Source organism: Notoacmeibacter sp. MSK16QG-6 (assembly GCF_024158145.1).
In the GTDB taxonomy this organism is placed as follows: domain Bacteria; phylum Pseudomonadota; class Alphaproteobacteria; order Rhizobiales; family Rhizobiaceae; genus Notoacmeibacter.
Genome location: NZ_JAMYXM010000007.1, coordinates 1 through 22,744, shown reverse-complemented (window position 1 = coordinate 22,744; position 22,744 = coordinate 1). Strand labels below are relative to the sequence as shown.

The window sequence follows — 22,744 nt, the reverse complement described above, 5'->3', positions numbered from 1 at the left end:
CGATCCGCCGGAAGGCGGACATCCGGGCCATGCCTTCAACTGCCGCTGCTATGCGGAACCCTACCTGCCTGACGAAGAGCCAGACTGGGTGCCCGATGTCGGGCCGGAATTCGACGCCGCGCTGAGGGATGCGGAAAATCTCGGTGCCTATCGTGCAGTTAGAGATTTTGCTGCCGATTTCCTTCCGTCAGTTGAAGAACTGATCGCGCTGGCCGGCGTTGCCGGCGATTTCGCCTATCTCGTTATCAAAAGCCAGACGCTCGGCCTCACCGACGAGGAAACCGCGCGTCTGGACGAATTGGCCGGCGCGGTCCGCAACGCGATCGAGAATGTTGGCAACCTTATTGAAAATTCGCCCGAACTTCTTGTCGCGTTCCGAGACCATGTTGCCGCCGTTAAAGAGCGTGCCGAACGGTTGGAAGGTGCCCATCGGAAGGGTTTTGCAACGCAGGCTGACGCCACCGTCGCTCGTGAACGGCGCGGTTATCTTGAAGCCGCGATTTTCCTCCACCTCCTGACGTCTATACGACTCCGTGCTCCCGATCTTCAAAGGTTGCTCCGGCGCGGCGGCAGTTCACCAAACTTTGACGGCGAAGATGGCTTTGGCGGATTTGTCGCGGCGTTGAAGCGCGCGAGCCGTAGGCTTCGAAACCGCTCACTCGATCACGATTTCAAGGTCGTGAAAAACAGTGGCGTCATCTTCGGCCCGCCCATACAGCAGCAGGGGTTGTCGTTCGAAAAATATCTTGCCAACGCTGCCGATCTGGGCGATTGGTTATACGAACAAAAGAAGAACTTTAAGATTTTTGATTTCTACGATCGGACGACAAGAGTGGCCACCAGTGTGAAGACCATGAATCTTTCTCGTCGAACCCTGCAAGAAAATCCAGACCGAGTATTCAAATATTTGAAGAGAGACTTGGATAAGATTAGAGGTTTCACGTTCGATACGATTGGAGAGGAGATCGTTAGCGGCAATAGGATCAAGAAGCGGCGCCTTGAATTGGCGATCCCATCTGATTTTTCGCAGCTGCAATTGCGCCAAGTCAATCGCGCTAGGGCTTACGCGGAGAGTTGGGGGATTGAGATGAATGTGACAGTGGTGAAGTGATGGAACGTTTCGATCAATTCCATGATCGCGACACGCGGTGGCCGCCAGATCGGCGAGCATCAGTCTTTTCTTTTCGACTCTTCTACCGCGTCCACTCTTTTGCTTGCTACGGCATGGCGGGTCTAGATCCTCAAGGGTTTGACAAAATTATTTCCGGAAAATTGGGTCCATCAGAAATGGGGGAGGTTACTTGGACGGCATTGCGCGCCAGCCGGTATCTAGAGAATCCTGAAGCCGTGCGGGCCGTTCGGGATTACGTGAGATCAGACGCATCTGGCCAAACTGTTAGGGAGATGAAAAAGCGCGCCGGTGTTCGAAGTATCAAGGCGCTTTTTCGCGGAGCCGGAAACGTCGATCTGCTTTGGACCGAAGGAGTGATCGAACTGGAACCGCACCGGCATCTCGGCGGCGAGCGTTGGGCGCTTTTTGATAACCGCGAGACGATCAAGTTTCCTGAAACCGTTTCTGATGAAGAGCTCGGCACGGCGCTCTTGTCCGAACTCGAAGTCAGTCGAAACGGTAGCTACGAGGGGACGTAGATGGTTTTAATCGGAACTTTCCCGTTGCTCGCCATCATTAATGAGTCACGCACCAACCGGACCATTTCCTCCCCGCCCGGATTGCTCCTGCAACCCAATCGAACGAGGAGATGTCCCATGGCGCGATACGACCTTGGAAACATCACGAACGGGCCTTTCAGGTCACCATGGCCGGTGAGACCTACACCTTCGACAGTTTCGAATGCGCGATCACCGCGCGGGCGTTGACCTTCCTGCAATGAGATTCGCGCTTGGTTCGGTTAAGTCATCCGACTATGCGGAGCTACAATCTTACCAATTCAATCGTGCTAGATTGTATACCGAGAGTTTATAGATTGTGCTGAATGTGACGGTCATCAAATGATGAAACTCTTTAAAAGAGCTGCCGCTGCATCGAATGCCGAACCGCATTGGCAAGCCGAGCAACGAATTGCCTCCCTGTTTCGGCTTCGCTCATTTTATCGCGTGCATTCTTTCGCTGTACATGGAATGGCGTTGCTCGACCCTGACAGATATGATGCGTTTTTATCGCTCGATATTGAGCCGAAAGATCTGGCTTTGCACTCACGTGAGGCGCTTGCAGCCAGTCGGTTCATCACCGACAGCGAGGAAGGGAAACGTATCTGGAACTACACCACGTCTGATGCGTCTCGAACTGTGCTGGATGAGATGAAGAAGAAGGCTGGCGTCCGCAGCTTGAAAGCACTTTACCGCGATGCCGGTTGTGTGGATCTGGTCCTTTCCGGCGGAGTCATCGAACTCCAGCCATGGCGGCATATGGGCGGCGAGCGGTGGATGCTCTTCAAGAACCGCGAGACGATCAAGTTTCCTGAAACCGTTTCTGATGAAGAGCTCGGCACGGCGCTCTTGTCCGAACTCGAAGTCAGTCGAAACGGTAGCTACGAGGGCACGTGAGACAGAGCGGCAGAAGTGTTCGATAAGAAGGTCTTGCTCCATGTTAGGTTGGTTGCGACAGCGCCGGAAGCGCCGCAAAGAGCTTTCGCTTGAGTACGAACGCTTTTCCCGTCAGCTCGATAGTATAGGCGATCGGCAATGGGATCGAATTGTCAAGCATATCGGCTCGCGCGATCCAGGGCCGTTAACTGATGATGATCGACCAAAAGTGACATTTGTCTACGAAGAGGCTTTCTCGTTATGGCGCGGGTACGTTGAAGGACGACGACAATCCGATCTCACGCCGCAAGAGTTAGAGCAAAGGATCGCTCGTTTCGAGCGCGGGCTTCACAGGCATCTAGAAACAATCTTCAACATGGAGCTCCAAGCCCACGCCGGTCTTCTGGACTATATCTGGCGAACGGGTCAGACCTGTCCCGATGATGATCACCATTGGCGGGACGGTGAAGAATTCTATTGGGAGAAGGCGTTCAAGACCGGCTATCCCGGCGATTTCCCGGAATGCGACTGTTACGGTGAGCCATTGCCGACGCCGGATGGGATGAGGATCGGGAAGAGGGCGATGGCCAGGGAGACGCGATGGAAGAGGATGACGTGCCGGACATCTCAGACGAGCAAAGTTGAGAACGCGGTGTGGGAGCCACCCGTAACCATTCCCTCCCCGCCCGGATTGCTCCCTCGACCCATGCAGACAGTTTGAAGATAGAGATGATCGTGACGGTAGTATCCCGATGATCGGCAGCAATCGCACCAAGCCGCGTTCGCCAACCAGACGGGAAGCAAATGTCGTCCAATTTCGACGCTTCTATCGCATCTATTCATGTCTCGTCTGGGGTGCGTCGATCTACGATCCGGACGGTTATGAACAATTCCCGACGATCGATATCGATGACGAGAAATTGGGAAACGCGGTTCGCGAGGCGCTTGCGGCAAGCCGAGCGTCGCTAGATGACGAATTATGGGATCGAGCCTATGATTACAGAAGAACCGGCGAATTCAAAAAAACTGATAGAACAATGCTGGAATTGGCCGGTGTAAAGAGCTTGAGAACACTATATCGTGGTGCTGCTAGCGTATCCGTCTGGCACGATCAAAATTCTATCACCATCTTGGCCTGGAAAAACAAGGGCGTTGAAAGCTGGGGCCCTGTGCGGAATTATGAGCGTTTGGAGTTGCCGGATACGATCACCGATGCCGAACTTGGCGCGGCTGTACGGGAGCATCTGGCGATCAGCAAATCCGCTTGATGTCGCGCATCGATCAATTCTACGACAGGAATACGAGACGTCCGCCCGAGCGGCGGGCTGCCGTGTTTTCTTTTTCCGCGTTTCATCGCGTCCATTCCTGGGCGTGCTTTGGGATGGCAACCCTCGATCCCGATGACTTGGATGAAATTCTGTCGGCGGAGTTGGGCGCTAGAGAGTTGGGAGCTGCTGCTTGGACAGCACTGCGTGCGAGCCGCTATCTGGAGGATGGCGTAGAGGTCAGGCGGGTGTGGGAGGCTCTCAAAACCGATCCTTCCAAACGCATATTTGAGGAGATGAAAAAGCGAGCAGGTGTTCGGAGCATAAAAGCGTTGTTCCGAGGTTCCGCGAGTGTTGATCTGATATGGACGGAAGGAACGATCGAATTGCAGCCGCACCGCCATATCAGGGGCGATCGCTGGGCGCTTTTTAAGAACCGCGTGACGATCAAGTTTTCCGAAACTGTCTCCGAGGAGGAGCTTGGCACAGCGCTACTGTCGGAACTTGAAGTCAGTCGCAACGGTAGCTACGAGGGTATATAGGGCGGGCGAGTGGCTAAGAGCCGACGCGCTCGCCATGCCGGTGACGTGGCACGAACTGGCGAGCCTGAAAGCCGCCAACACCTTCGACCTCTCCAATAGCTATGATCGGCTCGATGTGCCGACTGCTGATCAAAAGCGACCTGCAGAGCATTAGCAAGCCGCAGGTGGATGGGCTGGAGCGGTTGATGCAGGCTAAGTTAGCTGCGGCTTCGCGAAGCCGCCGCCAGCGCCAATTCGACAAGTGCTTTCGCAGCCTGGCCCGCGCTTTCGGCATAGGCGGGGTCGCGATGGACAAGCATGGTGGAGAATGCGCCGTCCATCAGGAGCACGATGTGCCGGGCAAGGGCGTCGGGTTCGTGCAGACCTTCGTTCCGAAATTCGCCGGCGATCCAAGCCTCGAATTTCTTCTTGTGCGCCGCGCCGACCTTCATGGCCGGGTGACCCGGCAGATTGGCGAGTTCTCCGGCCGTCCGCAAAAAGCCGCAACCTCTCCATTTCGGATGGCGCGCCGCGATAGCCAGTTGCGTAAAGATCGCCTCGACCTTTCGTGGCAGGCCGCCCTCAGCATTCGTGAACCACTCCTCGAATAGCAGGAGGTTTGGCTGGTCGCGCGAGGCCAGATAATCGGCGACGAGCTCGTCCTTGCTGCGGAAGTGATAATAGAGCGTCTTCTTCGTCAATCCGGCCTTGGCGGCGATGGCGTCGACACTGACCGCGCGGATACCTTCTGCATAAAACAGACTATTGGCGGCATCGAGAATGCGGTCGCGCGCAGGAGGGGGTGAGGCTGTTTTCATATATATACTAACCAGTGAGTTTCTATTGTTCTGACGTTTCCCTACGCTTCGGTCAAGCCCACAGACAAAAGGACGACACGATGGAAACGGTTTTACACGAACAGCGCGGCGCGATTGCCCTTCTCACCCTGAACCGACCCGAAAAGCTGAACGCACTCAACTACGAAATCAACGATCGGCTGATGGCCCTTCTGGACGAGCTTGAAGGGCAGGCGCGCTGCCACGCGATCGTTCTGACAGGGGCGGGCGACCGCGCCTTTTCCGCCGGTGGCGATATCCACCAATTCGCTGCCAGCATCCGCAACGGCGCCGATGAGGCGGTCCGCGATTTCTGCCGGCGTGGCCAGTCCATGACGGCGCGGCTGGAGAATTTTCCGAAACCCATCATCGTGGCCGTCAACGGCATCGCCTTTGGCGGCGGCTGCGAAATCACGGAGGCAGCGCATCTGGCCGTTGCGTCCGACCGGGCGGTCTTCTCCAAGCCGGAAATCGCTATCGGCATCCCGCCGACTTTCGGCGGCACACAGCGTCTGTCGCGCCTCGCCGGCAGAAAGCGCGCGCTGGAACTGCTGTTGACGGGCGACCGGTTTTCCGCCGAGCGCGCCTATGAACTCGGTCTCGTCAACAAGGTGGTGCCGCACGATCAGCTTCTCCACGAGGCCTTCGCGCTGGCCGAGCGCATCCTGCGCCATTCGCCGCTGACGGCGGCGCGTATCATCAGCGCGGTGACGCGCGGCCTCAACACCACCATTGACGAGGGCCTTCTCATCGAGCGGGAGCAGTTTGCGCGCATGTGCGCCACCGGCGACGTGCACGAAGGGCTGACCGCATGGATCGAGCGGCGCAAGCCCCGTTATAGCGGCCGCTGAAACGGCAGGCGCACCAAAACCCACCGCTGGCCCGACACGGCCGGCGGCGTTGAAACGAAGTGAGCAAAGACGGCGGCCGGAAAGGCGCTTGTCCTTGGTGTGTGGGTGCGACCTTACGGCCACCGCCTGACGATTTGTGGCGTTCGCCTTTCAGACGGGAGCCTTCCGGGCAAAGGGGTGTCCGTGGCGGAACCCCGCCGCCGGTCCCTCGCCGCGGGCTCAAACGGTTCCCGGCTATCGACAACCCGCAGCCAAAGGGGATTGCTACACCCCACCGCAACCGGCCACGGATTACCGGCTGCGCGCTGCGCTCGTCACCGCCCTCCCAAGAATTTCCGGTTCGCGATCCCGTTGCTCCGAAAGGCGGCTGGCAGGGATTGTAGGCGAGGTTGGGAGGGGGTGGATAAGGAAGTAGGTTGGGCAGCTTCGCGCCCGCAACCGGCCATTCACCGGCGTGGGGTTCCAAAAGCGGCCGTTCACTACAACCCGCGCCAAGGTTCGCCAAGCGCCGTCGCGCCGGTCGTTCCATCCTTCAACGATCGCATTCGCAACTGCGGTCTATCGAAGGCCCTTCAATAGCAGCATGTCCATCGATTCCCCATGAAGGACCGAAATATCGCCTGTCGTCTCGAGCACCACAGCACGGACCTGATCTTTCTCAAGAGCGTTGGCCTCGCGCAGCTTGGCACGCAGATCCGGTTCAGTGACGCGCGCGATGCGAAGAGCGTCATGATCGATCTTGCCATCCCGCATCAGGATCAGTGGCGTGTTGCCGATCAGTTTGGCGAAGCGTGAAGAGCGGTACTGGAGACGGGCTAGAAGATGCTGGATCGCGAACAGGCCGACGAATGCAGCCATGTTCTGTGCCAGTTTCGCCCAGCTGTCGGCCTGCGCACAGCCAGCCAGCAACGATCCGCAAGCAACCGTCATGACGAAGTCGAAGCTCGTTATTTTCGAGAAAGACCGCAAGCCATTGATGCGGACCAGCGCGATGACCCAAAGCATCCCGATGATCGACAGGATGACGCCGCGAAAGATGGCGTCGACGAGGGGATCAGACACGAACATTGGCTATCTCTCCTGGACCGACATGTGCTGAATGCCCCGCTGGTGGTGACTTCTGGGGCTGAGGCTTTTGCCCGTCGATCATCCCCCGCCAAGCCGAAATGACCGCCGGCAGGCGGAAGGCCTGCCGCGCTTTAACAAGAGGCGGCCTCTCACGCCAGCTTTGGAGCCGGCGGATGATGGCTTCGATGTCGTTGCCATCGACCAGTTGATCAGGTGACGAGACGATTTCGGCGTTGGCCCCGGTCTCCGCATCAACGAGGACAGGCATGCCACACGCATTGGCTTCTGCAAGAACGAGACCGAATGTTTCGGCGAAATGCGTCTGTGGATAGAACAGGCACAGACCGCGCTGCATCTCGCTCATGAGAGCGGCGGGGTCGAGCCGGCCAAGGAAACTGACGCCTTGCGGGATTATTCCAGTTTCCCATGCCAGATAACCGGGATCGGCCACACGAAGCCGCAGTTCTTTCCCGAGCTTTTTTCGCACAGTGTCAAACTGTTCGAAGACCTGTGTCAGACCTTTGTGCGGCGCGCTGGCAAACAGCAGTCTGTTCGGATCACGCGGGCGAGCAACCGGGCGAAAGCTTTCTCGCAACGGATTGTAAATGTAGCTGACGCGTGAATCGCCGGGTGAAAATCCGAGGAATGTCCGCACGGTCTCCGCGTGGGTTTCAGAGACACAGAGTGTCTTAATGCCAGCCTTGGTGATGCGCTCACCGAGATGGCGGTGCTTTCGACCGGGAAAGCAGTGCAGCCAGACGACAATGCGAATATCCGGGTGGTCCCGCCGAAGCTTCAGCGCCACCTTCCAGGAATTGATGACAATGATCAAATCCTTGCTGCCGAGATGGCGTGGAATATCGGCCAGTGGTCGAAATGATACCTTATCGACGGTTTCTGACCCCACCCGCCTGTTCTGGCATACAACGACATCCCGGTCTTCGGCCAGCCCCATGGCTATCCTCAAAAGCGTCGCCTCGGTACCGCCCAGTCGCGCGGTTTCGATGGTGGCCGGACAATAGGAACGCGGACATAGCGGATCGACGAAGATTAGCCTTTTCTGCATGGGCCGTAGCCAATCACGAAGCCGTTGCAAAGCTGAGAGGATGCGACCCTCCATGCTGCGCCCCTATCTGAGTGGAAATGGCCTGACGCGTCGGTGCCGTCGCAAGTGCGTTCGAAAGCTGAGATCGACTCGGATGGCTCACATATTCGATCTCGATGCCCTCGAGATCGATCGGCACAGGGTCAACCTTACGCTCGGAGAACCAGCGCTCCACTTTATTCCAGACCATGCGCCTGTCGGCCATTCGTCGTTCGCTTTCATAATCGGTGGTCGTGCTCTGAGTAAGTGAAGCGGAGGTTTCGATCTTGGTCATCAGCGGTTCGGGCAGGACCCAGATGATCTCGCCGCCTAAAATGACGCGATTGCGGAACTCTCGGTCTTCTTCAATGCAGTCCTCGAAGCCGCCGAGCCGCTGGAAGATGGAGGCGCGGAACAGCCCTGAATTGATGTGTGTCCAGTCGCCGGGAATTGTGCTGCCCATCTGGAGGTTGGGAAGCAGGTCGTCGACGAGCGACAGGCTCCGACCGATCTCGAAGGCGCGTCCGTCCGGCAGGATCAGTTCATGATGGGTAAGGACGACGCCGATATCCAGCCGTGCGTCAGGTGTCTGCCCGACCAGCCGCCAGTTGAGGCAGCTATTGGCATAGATGTTCGGCTGCTGCATCACCCGCGCCTGGCGCAACACCTTGTCCCGATGAGGCAGATCATCGGAATCATGGAAGGTCAGGGCCGTACCAGCGCTAAGAAGAATGCCTAGATTCTTTGCGCGAGCGGTGCCGACATTGCGGGCCAGACGGACGTAGTTGAAGTCGTCGCGTGTGAAGAACGGACGCAACTCTTCGAAGGTATCGTCGTCCGATGCATCGTCTATCACGGTGACTGTGCGGCAAGAATGAGACTGGCTGAGCGAGGCCTCCACCGCGCCTCCAATCGAATGGTCGCGATTATAGGTCGGGATGATGATGTCAACCTGCATTTGCTTCCTCATGTCGCTCGTCGGCAAATCTGCGCGCATAATTTGCGAGGCTGGACCGGGTGTAGAGCGCGCCCGACAGAGGCAGCATCAGAACAGCCCCGGTCGTGAAAAGAAGAATGTCGGCATGGAGAATCGCGCCCCCGAAAACCATTAAGCCCAGCAGCGCCAGTACCCAGACCACTAGGGTTCGGTCAGACGAATAGTGGTTGTCGGGCTGTTTCATGGTTCGTTTGAAAGTAAGAGGCAGACGGCATAGTGCCGTCATCGTCGCGAAGACCGAAGCCGGCTGCAGAGCGGCCGAGGCCATCACAGCGTCTCTCCTGACGCGCCAGCAGGCGTTTGCTGCCGCGCCTTCTCTCAGAATCGGAAACAGTCCGATGCCTGTCTGAAAGAGCAGACAAAATGCAGCGAGCTGCGCCAGCCGATAATGCGCGTGTTGCGGCTCGGCCATCGCGTGCGATACCACCGTAACCAGCAAGCTCGACAATAGCATCACGACGGGCACAAAACTCCATCTCGCCCACGCAAAGAGTTGAACGATGACCGAAACGGTGGTCCATCCGGAGATCGCGTTGGCCGGTCGTGGGGAACGCAGAAATCTCGCGAGCGCCGAAAGATTGCCGTGTATCCAGCGTTGGCGCTGCTCTTCCAGTGACCGCAAAGATAGCGGCAGGAGGCCGCGACCCATGACACGGTCGACAAAACGGCCGGTGTAGCCGAGACGAGCCAACCGCGTGCCGAGTTCAGCATCCTCGGTCACCGTGCAGGCGCTCCAGCCTCCGGCATGCCTTAACGCTGCCATGGAAATAACGCTCAGCGTACCGGTCGGCAGAACCGAAAGGCGATGGCTGGCGACGCCGGCGTAGTCGCGAAAATAGATCGCCAGCTCCCGCGCAACGCCCTCGCTGACCCCCTCCACACATCTGTACGCCTGGGGGTATTGCAGATGATCGCTGCCCCATCTCAGCTCCTCGGCACAATCGGCTAGGTAGTGCGGATCTGTCAGGTAATCGGCGTCGATGGTCACGACATGGGTTGCACGCCGATCGGCGACGGCAAGCGCTTCGTTCAATGCCCCGGCCTTGGCGCCTGCGAGCCGATCAAAATGTAGGAAAGATACGCTATGCTTCCGGCAATATTCGGCAAGCGGTTGCCACACCTTTCGATCAGGCGTGTTGTTATCGACGACGATGACTTCGCGACGCTCGATCGGCCAGTCCTGCGCGAGCAGGGCCTCGACACTTGAGATCACAAGTTCTGGCGGCTCGTTGCAGCACGCAAGGTGGATCGAAAACCACGGCGGGGCGACCTCGGTTTGAGCGTGCGGGTGAGAGGGCGAAGTATGCGTCAGCAACAGCCGCAGGCCAAGGATCGCACCCTCCAAAATCAGCACGGCCAAAATGATGATAATCGCAAGGAGAGGCACGAATAGCGCGACGCTAGCGAGAACTCCGACTAGGGCAAGGAGGCGCCAGGCAGGCCTGATATTCGCGGAACAGAAGGTGATCATCTGATGGCTTGTAGGCCATAGATCACCGGCGTGCTTTAAGCGCGCTTAACCTTGCTCGCGGAAGCGTCAAACCAAGACGTGTCCATCTCGCGATAGCGGTCTACAAAATCGACCAACTCGCGCATCTTCCGTTCATTCGTCAGTCGGACCTTTCCGTCGACGCGCTCCAAGAAGCCATATCGTGTTAAGGCTGTAAACGCGCGGCTGACATAGACGTTGGAGAGCGAAATCGCGTCACCGATCTCTGCTTGCGTCAGTGGCAAACGCATCATATCGCCAAGATCGGGATTGGTGACCCTTAATCTAGAGATTAGATCGAGGAGAAACCAGGATAGACGCTCTCGCGAACTCATGCGGCTGAACACACGAATATTGTCGATAAGGACGCACTGATCGCGTAATGCAAGGGCGAAAAACAGGCTTGTGATCTTGGTCGAGTTTCTAAAAATCTCGACCAGAGCCGATTTTTGGAACGGGCAGAGCACACAATCCTCGGCAGCCACCAAGTTCGTCGTCACGTGTTCGTAGGCAATATCGGGAAAGCCGATAATATCGCCGGGATGATGGATCTTGACGATCTGCCTGCGCCCATCGATCAGCACCGTTGACGAATGGAGCCACCCTTCCTTGACGACATAAATGGCGTCATTGTCGTCCCCCCCAGTATAAATTTCTTTTCGAGCCGTGAACGCCGTTTCGCGTTCCTCAAGCTCGGCGAGCAACTCACGATCTTTATCTGATAAGTCAATGTAATGCCGCAGCTTCTTCACGAAGCAACTATCCTTACCGCCTGCCAATGCACATCACCTATTCACTTTAAAACCATGTATTCGCCGGTCGCATGACGCTCACCGGCCGATCAATTGACATAACCGCTTCGGATCAGAATCTTACGCCATAAGCCGGCAATCGAACATGGGCTTTAAGCGCGCTTAACGTCAGTGACCGGTTTCCACTTCATAAGGTGGGAAGGCAATTTTGCCTGAAATCCGACAGCTTTCTAATAAGCAACGGGTGATCGCTGAAGAGGTGCGTATATATACGAATGACCGCAGTCCGGCCTCATATTTCCGCCGTGAGCGCGAGAAGCGGGACGCGCAGTTCCCGCGTGTCGTTGGACGACGAATCTATTTTCACGAAACTCTCAGCGAATGCGGTCGCCGAGGACATGGGCCAACACAGCATCGCTCGGTCCATGGATGTTCTACGTGAGGCCGGCTGGCTCTCGAGCGCATTGCCGCGAGACCGTGGCGGTTCCGGGTTGGGTGAAGGCGGAGAACGCGCACGATACTCGGTCCACGCCTTCGCTCGTCTTGCCGGCGCCAATATGTCGATCGCCCGGCTTTTCGAGGGACACGTCAACGCCATCGGCTTGATCATGACCTACGGGGACGCGGATCTCAAAGCGATGATCTGCGAGCATGTGAGACGCGGTTCGCTGCTCGGCATCTGGGGCGCCGATGGATCGCGGCCGGTTGTCATAGGCGAAGACGGCAAACTGGATGGGACAAAGCAGTTTGCCTCCGGTCTCGGTATCGTCGCATTCGCGCTGATCACCGCCAAGGTGGCATCGGGGACGCAGCTTTGCTTCGTGCGCGTCGATGATCCGGCGCGGCAAGACGCATCGTCCTGGGCGATGAGCGGCATGCGCGCAACTGTCTCCGGCACCTACGACTTCTCCGGCCTTGCCGATTTCGAGACAGTTGGCGAGGTTGATGCCTATTATCGCGAGCCGCTTTTTGTCGGTGGCGTCTGGCGCATCGCGGCAATTCAGGCTGGCGGCACGTTTGCCCTGCTCGAAGCCGCACGTGACGCGCTCCGCGAACGCGGCAGGCTGGATGCGGAACCACAGCTCGCTCGGCTCGGCACCATTACGGCGCGCGCTTTCGGATCGCTCGGTCTCGTTGAGCGGGCGGCCCGAACCGCCATGCAGGCGGACGGCGACCCGGAGGACGCTGTGGCCCTGTCGATTTTCGCCCGTCTTTTAACCGAGGAGATTGCGCAGGACGCTATCGCTGCCGTCGAACGCTCGGTCGGATTGGCGCATTTCGATGCGGCCAGCCAAACCGGTCGGATCGCGCGGGATCTGGCCGTCTATATCCGGCAAGCCGCACGGGATGCGTTCTTGCAGCGGGCGGCCGCGCAGGTTCTTGGCAATTCGAAGCCGCTTCTCCAACTCTGGAACGAGCCGTGAGTGCCAAACCTATGATGCCTGAACGTCTCGCCGGTGGTGCGCCCATTCTCGTTTTGGCGCCACACCCGGACGACGAAAGCCTTGCCTGCGGCGCACTGCTCGCCGCCTGTTTCGAGACGGTTGGCGCGCATGTGGCGTGCGTGACGGACGGCCGCTTCTCCCATCCGAATTCCCGCAAATGGTCGGGCGATCACATTGCGAAGTTGCGGCGTTGCGAATTGACCGAAGCGATTGGCGTTCTCGGCGGAAAAGCCGATGCTATGACGTGGCTCGGTTATCGCGATTGCCATGCACCGACTGACGAGGAAGACTGCCATGAAGCGGTCGAAGAACTGCTTGCCCTGATCAGTCGCCTGGGAGCGAAAAGCGTTTTCAGCACGGCATCAGCAGATCCGCATAAGGACCACAAAGCCGTATCCAGACTGGGCCGCAGGCTGTTGCGACACCGACCCGATCTTCGGCTTTTCGAATACTCCGTCTGGGCGCGCTGGAATTTTCGGCAATACGAGAGCGAGGGGCTACGAATACGCTCCGGTGACTGGCGCGACAGAAAAGAGGCGGCAATCGCCTGCCATCGCAGCCAGCGGGGCGAAGTGATCGATGACGACCCGGAAGGGTTCGCGATGGCGCCCGGTTTCGCCGAATTCTTCACTGCCCATGACGAATATTTCGCAGAGGTTCGTCCATGAGTGGCGTCGACCTCCTGCATCTTGAAGGCCTTTATGAAGATAGCGACGATCCTTGGGATTTTCGTACAAGTCTGTACGAGAAGAAAAAGTTTGCAGACACACTGGCCGCTCTAAAGGAAACCCGATATCGGGCCATTCTGGAAGTCGGGTGTGGCAATGGTGAACTCGGACGATTGCTGGCGGCACGAACCACCGATTACATCGGGTTCGATGCGATCGAGACAGCTATTCGCTCAGCATCCAGAGCGGTGCCGAACGGGGAATTTCACCTTGGGTTCTTTCCCTGTTTCCTGCCAGAAGGCGGCTTCGATCTCATCGTCGTCTCGGAGTTTCTTTATTTTCTGAGCGAAGGGGCCATCGGCAAGCTCGCCGAGCAGATCATGCGACGCTGGCCCGATGCGGAAATCGTCAGCGTCAACTATCTCGGCGCATCCGGAAACCCGCTGGAGGGCACCGCGGCCGCCGATCTTTTCACCGCCTTGCTCGCCTCCGGTCATTACGATCATACCGTGATGATCCAGGCACCGAAATACCGGATCGATCGGTTCTTGTCCTCGCGGCAAGGGACCGAAGCACAGGTTGGCCAATGAAGCGTCATGCGCCGACCAGTCTGGAAAGGCTTCTTGAGTACCAGACGCCCATCGAGCGCGGCACCGCAACCGGGCATTCCATACCTGCCGAACGGACGACTGCCGTCGTCATTCCAGCCCGAAACGAAGCCGCGACAATCGGTGCCTGCCTCGACGCGCTCTCCCGGCAATGCGGGGAAGCGCGGGCGCTGACATTCGTGGTCCTCGTTGCGAATAATTGTACGGATGGGACAGCGGAAGCAGCCTCGGCAGCGGCGCGTGACAAGGGATTGGCATCAATCGTCCTCGATATCGAATTTCGTGGCGACGGCAATGTCGGGCTGGCGCGGAAGATCGGGGTCGCGGCGGCGCTCTCCGCGCAGCCGTTTCTCAACCGAATTCTGACAACCGATGCCGACTGCAGGGTTAACGCCGATTGGCTCGAAGCGAGCTTCCGTCATCTGGCGGAGGTCGATGCCGTTTGCGGCAAAATTATTCCCAACCCGGACGAGACGAGCGAGTTTCCGACGTTCATGAAGGCATCCGGTGCTTTGGAATACACCTACTCGCAGGCCAGCCTGGAATTCGCTCATCTTATCAATCTCGGGCCCCCGATCCCCTGGCCTCACCATGGGCAGGCCGGCGGCGCGAGCCTCGGCTTCCGTCGCGAGGCCTATGAAATATGTGGCGGCTTTAGATCGACGGTTTGCGGCGAAGACCGGGACATTGTCCGACGCATGAAAATGTCCGGGCAAACGGTCATTCATGCTGACGATGTGCGCGTCATGGCTTCGTGCCGCCTTATTGGCCGCGCACCGGGCGGAATGGCGGACCGGCTTGTCGAACGAACCACCGATCCGCAGGCCTATACCGATGAATGCCTCGTCCCCGTGCCCGCGCTGCTCGCCAAGGCTCCAGAGGTCGCGCGTGCTGGATTGTTCCGCGATCCGGAAAAGCCGGTTCCCGCCCAGACCCGCCTTCGTCCGGCCGAACTTCCCGCCCAGATCGAACATTTGAGTGAAATCAACACCATACTGCGCGAAACGCGACCCGAGCAAAGGCTCGATGTCGTGAAGACCCTGCTCGACCGGCATCTGCAAGCGGACACTGATCTGCCTGACGCCTTCAACCGAACCCTCTATCGCGATCATCCCGGTTTTATGCGGACCTGATCGGCGCCTTCAAAATCCGCGCCGATCCGGTCAGTCAAAATCGTCCAACATCCCAAAGCTCGAAACAAAGGAACATCTCATGGCAAAACGTCCAGCAGGCAAAGGCGGTGAGACTCACCAGACGGCGCAGAATGACGATACAGTCATGACCACCGCGCAAGGTGCCCCGATCGCAGACGACCAGAACTCACTGAAGACCGGCCCGCGCGGTCCCGTGCTTCTGGAAGATCATATCCTGCGTGAGAAGATCTTCCATTTCGACCACGAACGCATCCCCGAGCGCGTCGTCCATGCGCGCGGCTACGGCGTTCACGGCCATTTCGAGCTCACCGATCCGATCCCGGACCTCAGTCGCGCCGATATCTTCCAGCGCAAGGGGGAGAAGACGCCGGTCTTTGTCCGTTTCTCGACCGTTGCCGGTAATAAAGGGTCGCCCGATCTGGCGCGCGATGTGCGGGGCTTTGCCGTCAAGTTCTACACGAATGAGGGCAACTGGGACCTTGTCGGCAACAATATCCCGGTCTTCTTCATCCAGGATGCGATCAAGTTTCCCGATCTCATTCACGCCGCCAAGCCGGCGCCGGATCGCGGCTTTCCGCAGGCCCAGACGGCGCATGACAATTTCTGGGACTTCATCTCGCTATCGCCTGAAACGATGCACATGGTCATGTGGATCATGTCGGATCGGACGATCCCACGTTCGTTCCGCACCATGGAAGGGTTCGGCGTCCACACGTTCCGGCTCGTCAACGCCAAGGGCAAAAGCAGCTTCGTCAAGTTCCACTGGAAACCGAAACAGGGTCTGCAGTCGGTCGTCTGGAACGAAGCGCTCAAGATCAACGGCGCCGACCCCGACTTCCATCGGCGGGACATGTGGGACGCCATCGACCGCGGCGATTTTCCCGAATGGGAACTCGGCGTTCAGGTGTTCGACGACGATTTTGCCGACAAGTTCCCCTTTGACATTCTCGACGCGACCAAGATCATTCCGGAGGAAGACGTGCCGGTCCGCATCATCGGCCGCATGGTACTCGACAACAATGTCGACAACTTCTTCGCCGAAACCGAGCAGGTCGCCTTCTGCACGCAGAACATCGTGCCAGGCATCGATTTCACCAACGACCCGCTGCTGCAGGGCCGCAACTTCTCCTATCTCGATACACAGCTGAAGCGATTGGGGGGGCCGAACTTCACGCATATTCCCGTCAATGCGCCGCGCTGTCCGGTCCGCCATTTTCAACAGGACGGACACATGGCGATGCGCAATCCATCCGGCCGCGCCAACTACGAGCCAAACTCCTGGGGCGAGGATGGCGGGCCGCGCGAGGCGCCAGAGATCGGCTTCACCAGCTATGCAGAGCCGGTGGAGGGCGAAAAGCGCCGCGTTCGGGCGGAGCTCTTCGCTGATCATTACAGCCAGGCGCGGCAGTTCTACATCAGCCAGACCGAGATTGAGCAGAAGCACATCTCCGATGCGCTGGTGTTCGAACTGTCCAAGGTCGAGCGTATGGAAATCCGCGAGCGCGTCGTCTCTCACTTGCGCAACATCGATGAGGACCTGGCCAAATCCGTCGCCGACGATCTGGGCATCGAGAAGCTTCCGACCAAGGCCAAGGCCGCGCGGGATATCGTCGAAGACCTCGCGGCCTCGGATGCGCTCAGCATTCTGAAGAACGGGCCCGACAGTTTTGCAGGCCGCAAGCTCGGCCTTTACGTCTCGAACGGCGCCGATGCGGCGCTGGTCAAGGCGCTGAAGGAGGCTGCCTCCTCCGAAGGGGCGGTGTGCGAGATCGTCACGCCGCAGATCGCCGGCGTGGAGTTGTCGGACGGATCGAAGCTCGCTGGCGATCAGAAGATCGATGGCGGGCCGTCGCTCCTCTATGATGCAGTGGCAATCCTTCTGACCGAAGAGGCAGCGAAGCGGGTGGCCGACGACAAGCCTTCTCAGGATTTTGCCAGCGACGCCTTCGCGCATGCTAAGTTCATCGCCTATACGGAGGGCGCGATGCCGCTTTTCGAGGCCATTGGCCTCGACGAAAAGATCGATGATGGTTTCGTCGAAGTCGGAAAGAAATCAGACGTCTCGGACTTCATCGAAAAATGCCGCGATCTGCGCTACTGGGATCGTCAGGCGGTCAAAACCGCGTAACGAGTGTCAATATTTTAAGTGGTGGCAGACATTCACGCTCAAAACTGCGCGGATGTCTGCCGACGGCCTCAGCGTGAATTCAACCAGACACCCGCAGGCCCGCCAGGACCGCCGGTAGCGGCGAGCCAGTTTCCCACTCGTTCGCCACTTTGATAACGGGCTCATACGTGTCATCTCATCGGTCCCGGATTGCGGTTTCAAAAAAGAATCGGACGATTTCGGCACTGGCATCCGGTCCGGCGGGGTCTGTGTAGGATCCGTCAGGCTGGCCACCCGACCAGGCGTGTCCCAGCCCCTCAATGCGCCACTGTTCAAGCACCGGCGCTCCGTCGATCGTCGTGGTGATTGACCGATGGACGTCACGTCCTGACACCATGCTCCGCGTTTCGGTCTCGATGGTCATGTCTCCTGCGCGATCAATAACCGCTCGCCCGATCCGGTCCGCGTTCGAGACGTGAACTGTCGCATCGGCCGTTCCGTGTATGACAATCGTAGGAACTGGCGAGGCAGCGGGAGGAGCAACTGTTAAATCGCGGCGACCGGCCATCGCTTCGAAAGCGGATGGCACATCTTTGGCCGCACCGTATGGAAGCCCGGAATGCGTACCGACAGCTGAAAACAGATCGGGATAGGTCTCGCCGAGGATCACGGCCATGGCCGCACCGGCGGAAAGCCCGGCGACGAAGGTCCTGCCTGGAGGAAGATCAAATTCCGCCATCACCTTGCGGACCATTCCGGCGAGGATCGCCGGCTCTCCCCGGTCCCGCTTTTGATCGCCTCGGCGGAACCAGTTCCAGCACGATTGCGCGTTCTCGCCACGTGATTGATGCGGATAAATGATGATAAGGCGCCGCGCCTCGGCGATTGCGTTCATACCCGTGCCGGCGGCAAAGTCCTCCGGAGTCTGGGTGCAGCCGTGCAGCATGAGCACAACGCCTTCAATGCCTTTGGCGGCGGTCGAAGGGACGTATGTCCGGTAGGTTCGACTGCCCGCGGCGCAAGCGAAGACATCGCGCCGAAATTCCGCTCCGTCGGGTAGGGGTGGATCGGAAAAATCTTTTGCGACCAGCGACCGTCCAAAACCATCCAATACCGTTTCCATTGACGAACGGGAGGATTGTGTAATCCCACCCAACCCGCCGTCGCTCTTTGGAAGCAGACCGTGCTGGGCAAGCGTTCGGCGTACGAGATCATTGGCGAAGTCAGTGTGCTCTGGGCGAGCGCCATCGTTCGCCGGGCGCCGCGCGCCGACGTTGAATTTTATCATTTCCGTTGCCTCGATATTTGTGAACGTTTCTAAGTGATGCGGTCGTTCAGCGCTTTCCTCACCTCGGGACTTGCCTGAAGCGCTCCGAGAACCGAGATCGAACCTATTGTTTCAAGCGCAAGCTCCGGCGTGACGTCGCTGTCAATTCGAGCAAGGCCGACGACCTTGACGTGCAGCGTCTCGCCGGCTTCTCGGATCGTTTCTAAATCTGCACGGCTGTAGTTTCGCAATCCCAATTCCATCGTGTGCCGCTCGATGGACCTGCTAACGGTTTCGCCGTGGCCATCAAGCTGATTGCGGATCGCCGTTCGAATGAAATCGCTGCGGTTGGAGTAGAAGCCTTCCTGCACGAGCAGATCGATCCGCCCAAGGTCGACATAGCCGAGATTGATCGTGATCTTCTCGCTGTCAGGAATTTTATCTCGCATTCCACTCTCCATCCATGTGGATGTTATATGGATGGTTTAGGCTGGGAATGCAAGTGCCGGCGAGGATCACCACACCATGAGGCGCGATATCTTATACCCGCATTTGAGGGATTGTTGCCGGCTAATTGTATTTCTGAACGAGATCGAGCACCCGCTCGATAGCGCCCGGATCGACCGGCTTCGCCACGATATCGACAACGAGATCGCGATGCGCGTTGGCAATCTCCGTCTGGCCCGTGACGAAACATCCGGCGATGCCTCGCTCACCAAGCCAGCGTGCAGCATCGACGCCGGTTTTTCCATCGGCTAGATCGATGTCAATGAACACCAGATCCGGTGCGGTATCGTCCCACAGTGGCCGCGCCTCGGAAAAACCGGCAGCCGCGCCGACGAATTCATGGCCCGCATCCTCAATCATTATTTCGAGATCAAGAACCACGAGCGGATTATCTTCCAGGCAAAAAACTTTCATTCGCACCGATCCGACCAGAGGTGATGACCAACGAGTTCAGTCACTTTTCGATCCGATCAGGACAAGTTTTCGATACGGGAACGAGGTCCATGCGCTTCCACGAAAAGGCCCTGGGGTTCAAATCGAAGCTGAGGTGGACCGCCAAAAAGCGTTTGCAAAGCGCTACGAATATATCGGGTGCCGTAACCCTTATGGGTTGGCTCTGCGAGCTGTGGACCGCCGGTTTCCTGCCAGCGCAGCCAGAACTCCTGGCCATCAAGCCGCCATTCGACCGATATCTGTCCAGTCGGCACGGACCATGCGCCATATTTGATTGCGTTGGTCGTCAGCTCATGCATCGTCAGGCTCAAATTTGCCGCCGCATCCTTGTTGAGGCTAACTGCCGGTCCCGACAACCGATATCGGGCAACGTCACCCGATCCGTATGGTGAAAGGATCAGCGTGATCAATTCGTGAATGTCGATTGCCTCGCCGCCGACTTCAAACAAGGCCGAGTGAACGGATCCCAAAGCCTTCAGACGTCCGCTGAAGCCCTGCGTCAGTTCTTCAAGGCTGTCGCTGTTACGCGCCGTCATTCGGAAAATTGCCGTGACACTCGCAAGAATGTTTTTCACCCGGTGATTAAGTTCGTGTCGGAGTTCGAGCTCCAGTGCTATGTGATCTCGTACGTCGCGTTGCCTCAGTCGTGCGAGAAGCGCCGCCTGGATACCACTCAGGAGCTCGATTGTCGCGAGGGGCCGCTGATAGAAAATTTGCCTCGATCCCGGCCACTTGTCCGCCAGATGCTGCGCCATGGCAGCATGCGATGCGCCCCTTTCGACAAGCACGAAGACAGTCAGCTCCGACCATTCCGGTTGTCCAACCAGATGGTCATGGATGATTGCGATCGCCTGTGTGGTCAAAGCCTCCTGCGTTACGATCAGGGCGCCGGGAAGCTGATCGCTAAGGGCAGACGAAAGCGCTACCGTATCTGAGGAGGTTGCGTTGGCGATCTCATGCGTTCGGAGCAAGCTCGAAAGCATTTGCCCGTCACTGCGAAACGGCGCAAAAATGAGGACCTTGTCGAGGTCGTTGGCCAAATGTCAGCCCCCGCTATGCCGATACGTCAAGCGGGGGAGGGGCAACGCTGACCCCATCAGACGTGATTGAAAGCTCTTGAACGCTCAGGGCATGAGGGCCGTGCCTTTTCTTGACGACAGTGATCGAGCGCCTCAGGCGATGGCCGTCTTCCTCGATCCTCAGAAGTAGCACCGTGTCGCCGAGGAAACTGACGTCGACATCCAGCGAAACATTCTCGCCGATCAGACCATGTTGCGCGACGATCAGCATCGTCAGAACACCCCTGCGGGCCAGAAACTTCAAAAGCGACTGAATGTCCTGAACGGCCTGGCTCCGGTTTGGCAACGCGCTGAGATAGCCTGTGAAACTGTCGATCACCACAACGCGCGTGCGATCCTTGGCGACCTCCTCCTGCACGATCTGGCCGAATTGCCCAGCCGTGACCTCGCCGGGATTGAAGTCCTTGATCAGAAGTGCGCCGCTCTCCTGAAACCCACGAAGGTCCATGCCGAGCCCTTCGGAGCGACGGAAAAAGGTCTCGACCCGCTCCTCGAACAGAAAAAGGGCAACGTGCTCGCCACGTTTTAAAGCCGCTGTCGCATAGAGCGAAGCCATCGTGGACTTGCCGGTTCCAGCCTGCCCGATCACAAGCGTCGTCGTGCCGGCCTCCTGGCCGCCTCCAAGCAAATCGTCGAGGTTTTTAACGCCAGACTTGATCAGATCGAGCGACTTGGTCTGCTCCGGCACAACCCGAGGCACGATCCGAGGGAAGCAGATAACGCCGACGCCTTCGCGGATGACCATGTCGTGGTAACCATCCGCAATCGGTCTGCCACGCATCTTCGATACTTCGATCCGCCGACGCGCAACGCCATAGTCCGGCAGCGTTTTGTCCAGTCGAACGACGCCATGAGCAATGGCCTCGATCTCATCGTCACGCGACCGACCCTGTTGCGTGTCGGTATCGATCAGAAGGCCGGTGATTGCCCGCTTCGACAAAATTGTCTTCAATCCGATCAGTTCGCGACGAAAACGGGCATCGTCTCCCGTCAGTACGCGGACCTCTAGAAGTGAGTCGTAGACAACGCGGCGCGGAGAATACCGCTCGACGGCGTCGACAATCGCCTGGCGCGTCTCGTCGAGCTTGAGATCGGCCGTTTGAAAAATGGATTGGTCGGCGGTGAGCGACGCATCCTGCGACGCCGACAACTCTGCGACATCGATCCCCTCGAGGGTCCAGCCGTGCGATGCCGCAATTTGCTCCAGCTCGTCTTTTGTCTGGGCCAGACTAACATAGAGGCAACGCTCGCCCTGCTCCACACCGGCGCGTAGAAACTGCAACGCCGCCGTTGTTTTGCCCGAGCCCGGCACGCCTTTCAAAACATAAATATTCGAGACGGGGAAACCGCCTTTCAAGACCTGGTCGAGGCCGGGCACGCCTGTGGCGATTGTCGGATATTCACGGGGCATTCATTTCTCCTAGCACGATATGTCGCAGCAGCTGGACGGGCGGCAGCGCGCGCGACGCTACGCTAATTGCCCGGTGTGATCGAGAGCCTCGTCCTGCGAAAGAGGTGTAGATATGTTTGCCGCGCTTCATCGCGCCGCTCGGTTCATGCAGTGTGGCGGGTACGGAGTTTGGAGAGACCATCGCAACGCCGAGAGTAGAAAGAACTGGAGACGTGTTCTATCAAATCGACTTGCGATCGCGCTCAAGGCTTTATTTTCAGCCGGCGGACTACGCGATGCAGGGGATTGGCATCCGGACTTGCTGGCTGCCGGGATAAGAAGTTGCGCGTTCATCCCAAAGCCAATCGTTGTCTGAGCGGAACTCAAAAAGCTATCGCACGATACGATCCTGCCGGACTGGGCAGCTCAACGGCCAAAACGGCCACAACAAAAAGGCGATGACGGATTTTCAGACGTAACCGAGTGGCCGCTTGCAACCCCCCAGTTCGCGATGCTCGATTATTCTACCGACGGCCAATAGTGGCCGAAGGAGTATGGACATGGGTACAGCACAGTATGATCCTGCAGCGCTCGGCAGGCCCGCATGGAACGCCGGTCGAATGGTTGGCGTGAAGAAACCTCTGAAACAGCGCCAGATC

Annotated in this window: 23 protein-coding genes; 12 read left to right on the top strand and 11 right to left on the bottom strand. The window is 58.2% G+C overall.

Annotation, left to right across the window (positions count from 1 at the left end; genetic code table 11):
- Window positions 1–88: 88 nt before the first annotated feature.
- From NIM86_RS15750 to NIM86_RS15730, 6 genes are all read left to right on the top strand, one after another.
- Window positions 89–1,111, top strand: coding sequence for a hypothetical protein (locus tag NIM86_RS15750; RefSeq protein WP_253383534.1), 1,023 nt, complete (start codon window positions 89–91; stop codon window positions 1,109–1,111).
- Window positions 1,111–1,650, top strand: a complete 540-nt coding sequence (locus tag NIM86_RS15745) for a contact-dependent growth inhibition system immunity protein (RefSeq protein WP_253383533.1) — start codon at window positions 1,111–1,113, stop codon at window positions 1,648–1,650. Before NIM86_RS15750 ends, NIM86_RS15745 begins: the two co-directional genes overlap by 1 nt.
- 110 nt (window positions 1,651–1,760) lie before the next feature.
- Complete coding sequence (locus NIM86_RS17205) at window positions 1,761–1,892, top strand: hypothetical protein (protein ID WP_256478538.1); 132 nt, start codon at window positions 1,761–1,763, stop codon at window positions 1,890–1,892.
- A gap of 118 nt (window positions 1,893–2,010) precedes the next feature.
- Window positions 2,011–2,565 carry a contact-dependent growth inhibition system immunity protein gene (locus NIM86_RS15740; RefSeq protein WP_253383532.1) on the top strand — a complete coding sequence of 185 codons (555 nt, stop codon included), beginning with the start codon at window positions 2,011–2,013 and terminating at the stop codon, window positions 2,563–2,565.
- 731 nt (window positions 2,566–3,296) lie between these two features.
- Window positions 3,297–3,812: a contact-dependent growth inhibition system immunity protein gene (locus tag NIM86_RS15735; protein ID WP_253383531.1), complete on the top strand. Its 516-nt coding sequence runs from the start codon at window positions 3,297–3,299 to the stop codon at window positions 3,810–3,812.
- Entirely contained in the window at window positions 3,812–4,351 is a 540-nt protein-coding gene (locus NIM86_RS15730; RefSeq protein WP_253383530.1) for a contact-dependent growth inhibition system immunity protein, read from the top strand. Before NIM86_RS15735 ends, NIM86_RS15730 begins: the two co-directional genes overlap by 1 nt.
- Before the next feature lie 197 nt (window positions 4,352–4,548).
- On the opposite strand, the gene NIM86_RS15725 is transcribed toward NIM86_RS15730, so the two are convergent.
- Window positions 4,549–5,148, bottom strand: coding sequence for a TetR/AcrR family transcriptional regulator (locus NIM86_RS15725; RefSeq protein ID WP_253383529.1), 600 nt, complete (start codon window positions 5,146–5,148; stop codon window positions 4,549–4,551).
- 80 nt (window positions 5,149–5,228) lie between these two features.
- Here NIM86_RS15725 and NIM86_RS15720 point away from each other — a divergent pair, with 80 nt between their 5' ends.
- Window positions 5,229–6,017 carry a crotonase/enoyl-CoA hydratase family protein gene (locus NIM86_RS15720; protein ID WP_253383528.1) on the top strand — a complete coding sequence of 263 codons (789 nt, stop codon included), beginning with the start codon at window positions 5,229–5,231 and terminating at the stop codon, window positions 6,015–6,017.
- A 558-nt stretch (window positions 6,018–6,575) separates the two neighbouring features.
- On the opposite strand, the gene NIM86_RS15715 is transcribed toward NIM86_RS15720, so the two are convergent.
- The 5 genes from NIM86_RS15715 to NIM86_RS15695 are packed head-to-tail and all read right to left on the bottom strand — an operon-like array spanning window position 6,576 to window position 11,359.
- Complete coding sequence (locus NIM86_RS15715; protein ID WP_253383527.1) at window positions 6,576–7,085, bottom strand: DUF421 domain-containing protein; 510 nt, start codon at window positions 7,083–7,085, stop codon at window positions 6,576–6,578.
- Window positions 7,072–8,151 (bottom strand): glycosyltransferase, encoded by a 1,080-nt coding sequence (locus tag NIM86_RS15710; RefSeq protein WP_253383526.1) that lies wholly within the window; start codon window positions 8,149–8,151, stop codon window positions 7,072–7,074. The genes NIM86_RS15715 and NIM86_RS15710 overlap by 14 nt, the downstream gene beginning before the upstream one ends.
- 13 nt (window positions 8,152–8,164) lie before the next feature.
- Window positions 8,165–9,127, bottom strand: coding sequence for a glycosyltransferase family 2 protein (locus tag NIM86_RS15705; RefSeq protein ID WP_253383524.1), 963 nt, complete (start codon window positions 9,125–9,127; stop codon window positions 8,165–8,167).
- Window positions 9,117–10,637: a glycosyltransferase family 2 protein gene (locus tag NIM86_RS15700; protein ID WP_253383523.1), complete on the bottom strand. Its 1,521-nt coding sequence runs from the start codon at window positions 10,635–10,637 to the stop codon at window positions 9,117–9,119. The genes NIM86_RS15705 and NIM86_RS15700 overlap by 11 nt, the downstream gene beginning before the upstream one ends.
- Before the next feature lie 35 nt (window positions 10,638–10,672).
- Entirely contained in the window at window positions 10,673–11,359 is a 687-nt protein-coding gene (locus tag NIM86_RS15695; protein ID WP_253383521.1) for a Crp/Fnr family transcriptional regulator, read from the bottom strand.
- A 473-nt stretch (window positions 11,360–11,832) separates the two neighbouring features.
- On the opposite strand from NIM86_RS15695, the gene NIM86_RS15690 reads away from it, so the two are divergent.
- The 5 genes from NIM86_RS15690 (at window position 11,833) to NIM86_RS15670 (ending at window position 17,410) form a co-directional block, all read left to right on the top strand.
- Window positions 11,833–12,831, top strand: a complete 999-nt coding sequence (locus NIM86_RS15690; protein WP_253383519.1) for an acyl-CoA dehydrogenase family protein — start codon at window positions 11,833–11,835, stop codon at window positions 12,829–12,831.
- The gene (locus tag NIM86_RS15685) at window positions 12,828–13,520 is read left to right on the top strand and encodes a PIG-L family deacetylase (protein WP_253383517.1); all 693 of its coding nucleotides are present in this window, start codon (window positions 12,828–12,830) and stop codon (window positions 13,518–13,520) included. The genes NIM86_RS15690 and NIM86_RS15685 overlap by 4 nt, the downstream gene beginning before the upstream one ends.
- The gene (locus tag NIM86_RS15680) at window positions 13,517–14,110 is read left to right on the top strand and encodes a trans-aconitate 2-methyltransferase (protein ID WP_253383515.1); all 594 of its coding nucleotides are present in this window, start codon (window positions 13,517–13,519) and stop codon (window positions 14,108–14,110) included. Before NIM86_RS15685 ends, NIM86_RS15680 begins: the two co-directional genes overlap by 4 nt.
- Window positions 14,107–15,261: a glycosyltransferase family 2 protein gene (locus NIM86_RS15675; protein ID WP_253383513.1), complete on the top strand. Its 1,155-nt coding sequence runs from the start codon at window positions 14,107–14,109 to the stop codon at window positions 15,259–15,261. Before NIM86_RS15680 ends, NIM86_RS15675 begins: the two co-directional genes overlap by 4 nt.
- A gap of 79 nt (window positions 15,262–15,340) precedes the next feature.
- Window positions 15,341–17,410 (top strand): catalase, encoded by a 2,070-nt coding sequence (locus NIM86_RS15670; protein ID WP_253383511.1) that lies wholly within the window; start codon window positions 15,341–15,343, stop codon window positions 17,408–17,410.
- Window positions 17,411–17,585: 175 nt separating this feature from the next.
- Here NIM86_RS15670 and NIM86_RS15665 read toward each other — a convergent pair whose 3' ends face one another.
- The 5 genes from NIM86_RS15665 to NIM86_RS15645 form a co-directional block, all read right to left on the bottom strand.
- The gene (locus tag NIM86_RS15665) at window positions 17,586–18,677 is read right to left on the bottom strand and encodes a PHB depolymerase family esterase (protein ID WP_253383509.1); all 1,092 of its coding nucleotides are present in this window, start codon (window positions 18,675–18,677) and stop codon (window positions 17,586–17,588) included.
- A 29-nt stretch (window positions 18,678–18,706) separates the two neighbouring features.
- A complete protein-coding gene (locus tag NIM86_RS15660; RefSeq protein ID WP_253383507.1) occupies window positions 18,707–19,105 on the bottom strand; it encodes a CopG family transcriptional regulator in 399 nt (132 codons plus the stop codon).
- Between the two features lie 121 nt (window positions 19,106–19,226).
- Window positions 19,227–19,577: a response regulator gene (locus NIM86_RS15655; RefSeq protein ID WP_253383505.1), complete on the bottom strand. Its 351-nt coding sequence runs from the start codon at window positions 19,575–19,577 to the stop codon at window positions 19,227–19,229.
- A 56-nt stretch (window positions 19,578–19,633) separates the two neighbouring features.
- On the bottom strand, window positions 19,634–20,599 hold the full coding sequence (locus NIM86_RS15650) for a sensor histidine kinase (protein ID WP_253383503.1): 966 nt from the start codon (window positions 20,597–20,599) through the stop codon (window positions 19,634–19,636).
- Between the two features lie 70 nt (window positions 20,600–20,669).
- Window positions 20,670–22,106, bottom strand: a complete 1,437-nt coding sequence (locus tag NIM86_RS15645; protein WP_253383502.1) for an ATPase domain-containing protein — start codon at window positions 22,104–22,106, stop codon at window positions 20,670–20,672.
- Window positions 22,107–22,744: the final 638 nt, after the last annotated feature.

Excerpts from the sequence above, each read along its gene's own strand:
- NIM86_RS15745 (WP_253383533.1), top strand. The coding sequence starts at position 1,111 with ATGGAACGTTTCGATCAATTCCATGATCGCGACACGCGGTGGCCGCCA.
- NIM86_RS17205 (WP_256478538.1), top strand. The coding sequence starts at position 1,761 with ATGTCCCATGGCGCGATACGACCTTGGAAACATCACGAACGGGCCTTT.
- NIM86_RS15740 (WP_253383532.1), top strand. The coding sequence starts at position 2,011 with ATGATGAAACTCTTTAAAAGAGCTGCCGCTGCATCGAATGCCGAACCG.
- NIM86_RS15735 (WP_253383531.1), top strand. The coding sequence starts at position 3,297 with ATGATCGGCAGCAATCGCACCAAGCCGCGTTCGCCAACCAGACGGGAA.
- NIM86_RS15730 (WP_253383530.1), top strand. The coding sequence starts at position 3,812 with ATGTCGCGCATCGATCAATTCTACGACAGGAATACGAGACGTCCGCCC.
- NIM86_RS15725 (WP_253383529.1), bottom strand. The coding sequence starts at position 5,148 with ATGAAAACAGCCTCACCCCCTCCTGCGCGCGACCGCATTCTCGATGCC.
- NIM86_RS15720 (WP_253383528.1), top strand. The coding sequence starts at position 5,229 with ATGGAAACGGTTTTACACGAACAGCGCGGCGCGATTGCCCTTCTCACC.
- NIM86_RS15715 (WP_253383527.1), bottom strand. The coding sequence starts at position 7,085 with ATGTTCGTGTCTGATCCCCTCGTCGACGCCATCTTTCGCGGCGTCATC.
- NIM86_RS15710 (WP_253383526.1), bottom strand. The coding sequence starts at position 8,151 with ATGCAGAAAAGGCTAATCTTCGTCGATCCGCTATGTCCGCGTTCCTAT.
- NIM86_RS15705 (WP_253383524.1), bottom strand. The coding sequence starts at position 9,127 with ATGCAGGTTGACATCATCATCCCGACCTATAATCGCGACCATTCGATT.
- NIM86_RS15700 (WP_253383523.1), bottom strand. The coding sequence starts at position 10,637 with ATGATCACCTTCTGTTCCGCGAATATCAGGCCTGCCTGGCGCCTCCTT.
- NIM86_RS15690 (WP_253383519.1), top strand. The coding sequence starts at position 11,833 with ATGGATGTTCTACGTGAGGCCGGCTGGCTCTCGAGCGCATTGCCGCGA.
- NIM86_RS15680 (WP_253383515.1), top strand. The coding sequence starts at position 13,517 with ATGAGTGGCGTCGACCTCCTGCATCTTGAAGGCCTTTATGAAGATAGC.
- NIM86_RS15675 (WP_253383513.1), top strand. The coding sequence starts at position 14,107 with ATGAAGCGTCATGCGCCGACCAGTCTGGAAAGGCTTCTTGAGTACCAG.
- NIM86_RS15670 (WP_253383511.1), top strand. The coding sequence starts at position 15,341 with ATGGCAAAACGTCCAGCAGGCAAAGGCGGTGAGACTCACCAGACGGCG.
- NIM86_RS15665 (WP_253383509.1), bottom strand. The coding sequence starts at position 18,677 with ATGATAAAATTCAACGTCGGCGCGCGGCGCCCGGCGAACGATGGCGCT.
- NIM86_RS15660 (WP_253383507.1), bottom strand. The coding sequence starts at position 19,105 with ATGCGAGATAAAATTCCTGACAGCGAGAAGATCACGATCAATCTCGGC.
- NIM86_RS15655 (WP_253383505.1), bottom strand. The coding sequence starts at position 19,577 with ATGAAAGTTTTTTGCCTGGAAGATAATCCGCTCGTGGTTCTTGATCTC.
- NIM86_RS15650 (WP_253383503.1), bottom strand. The coding sequence starts at position 20,599 with ATGCTTTCGAGCTTGCTCCGAACGCATGAGATCGCCAACGCAACCTCC.
- NIM86_RS15645 (WP_253383502.1), bottom strand. The coding sequence starts at position 22,106 with ATGCCCCGTGAATATCCGACAATCGCCACAGGCGTGCCCGGCCTCGAC.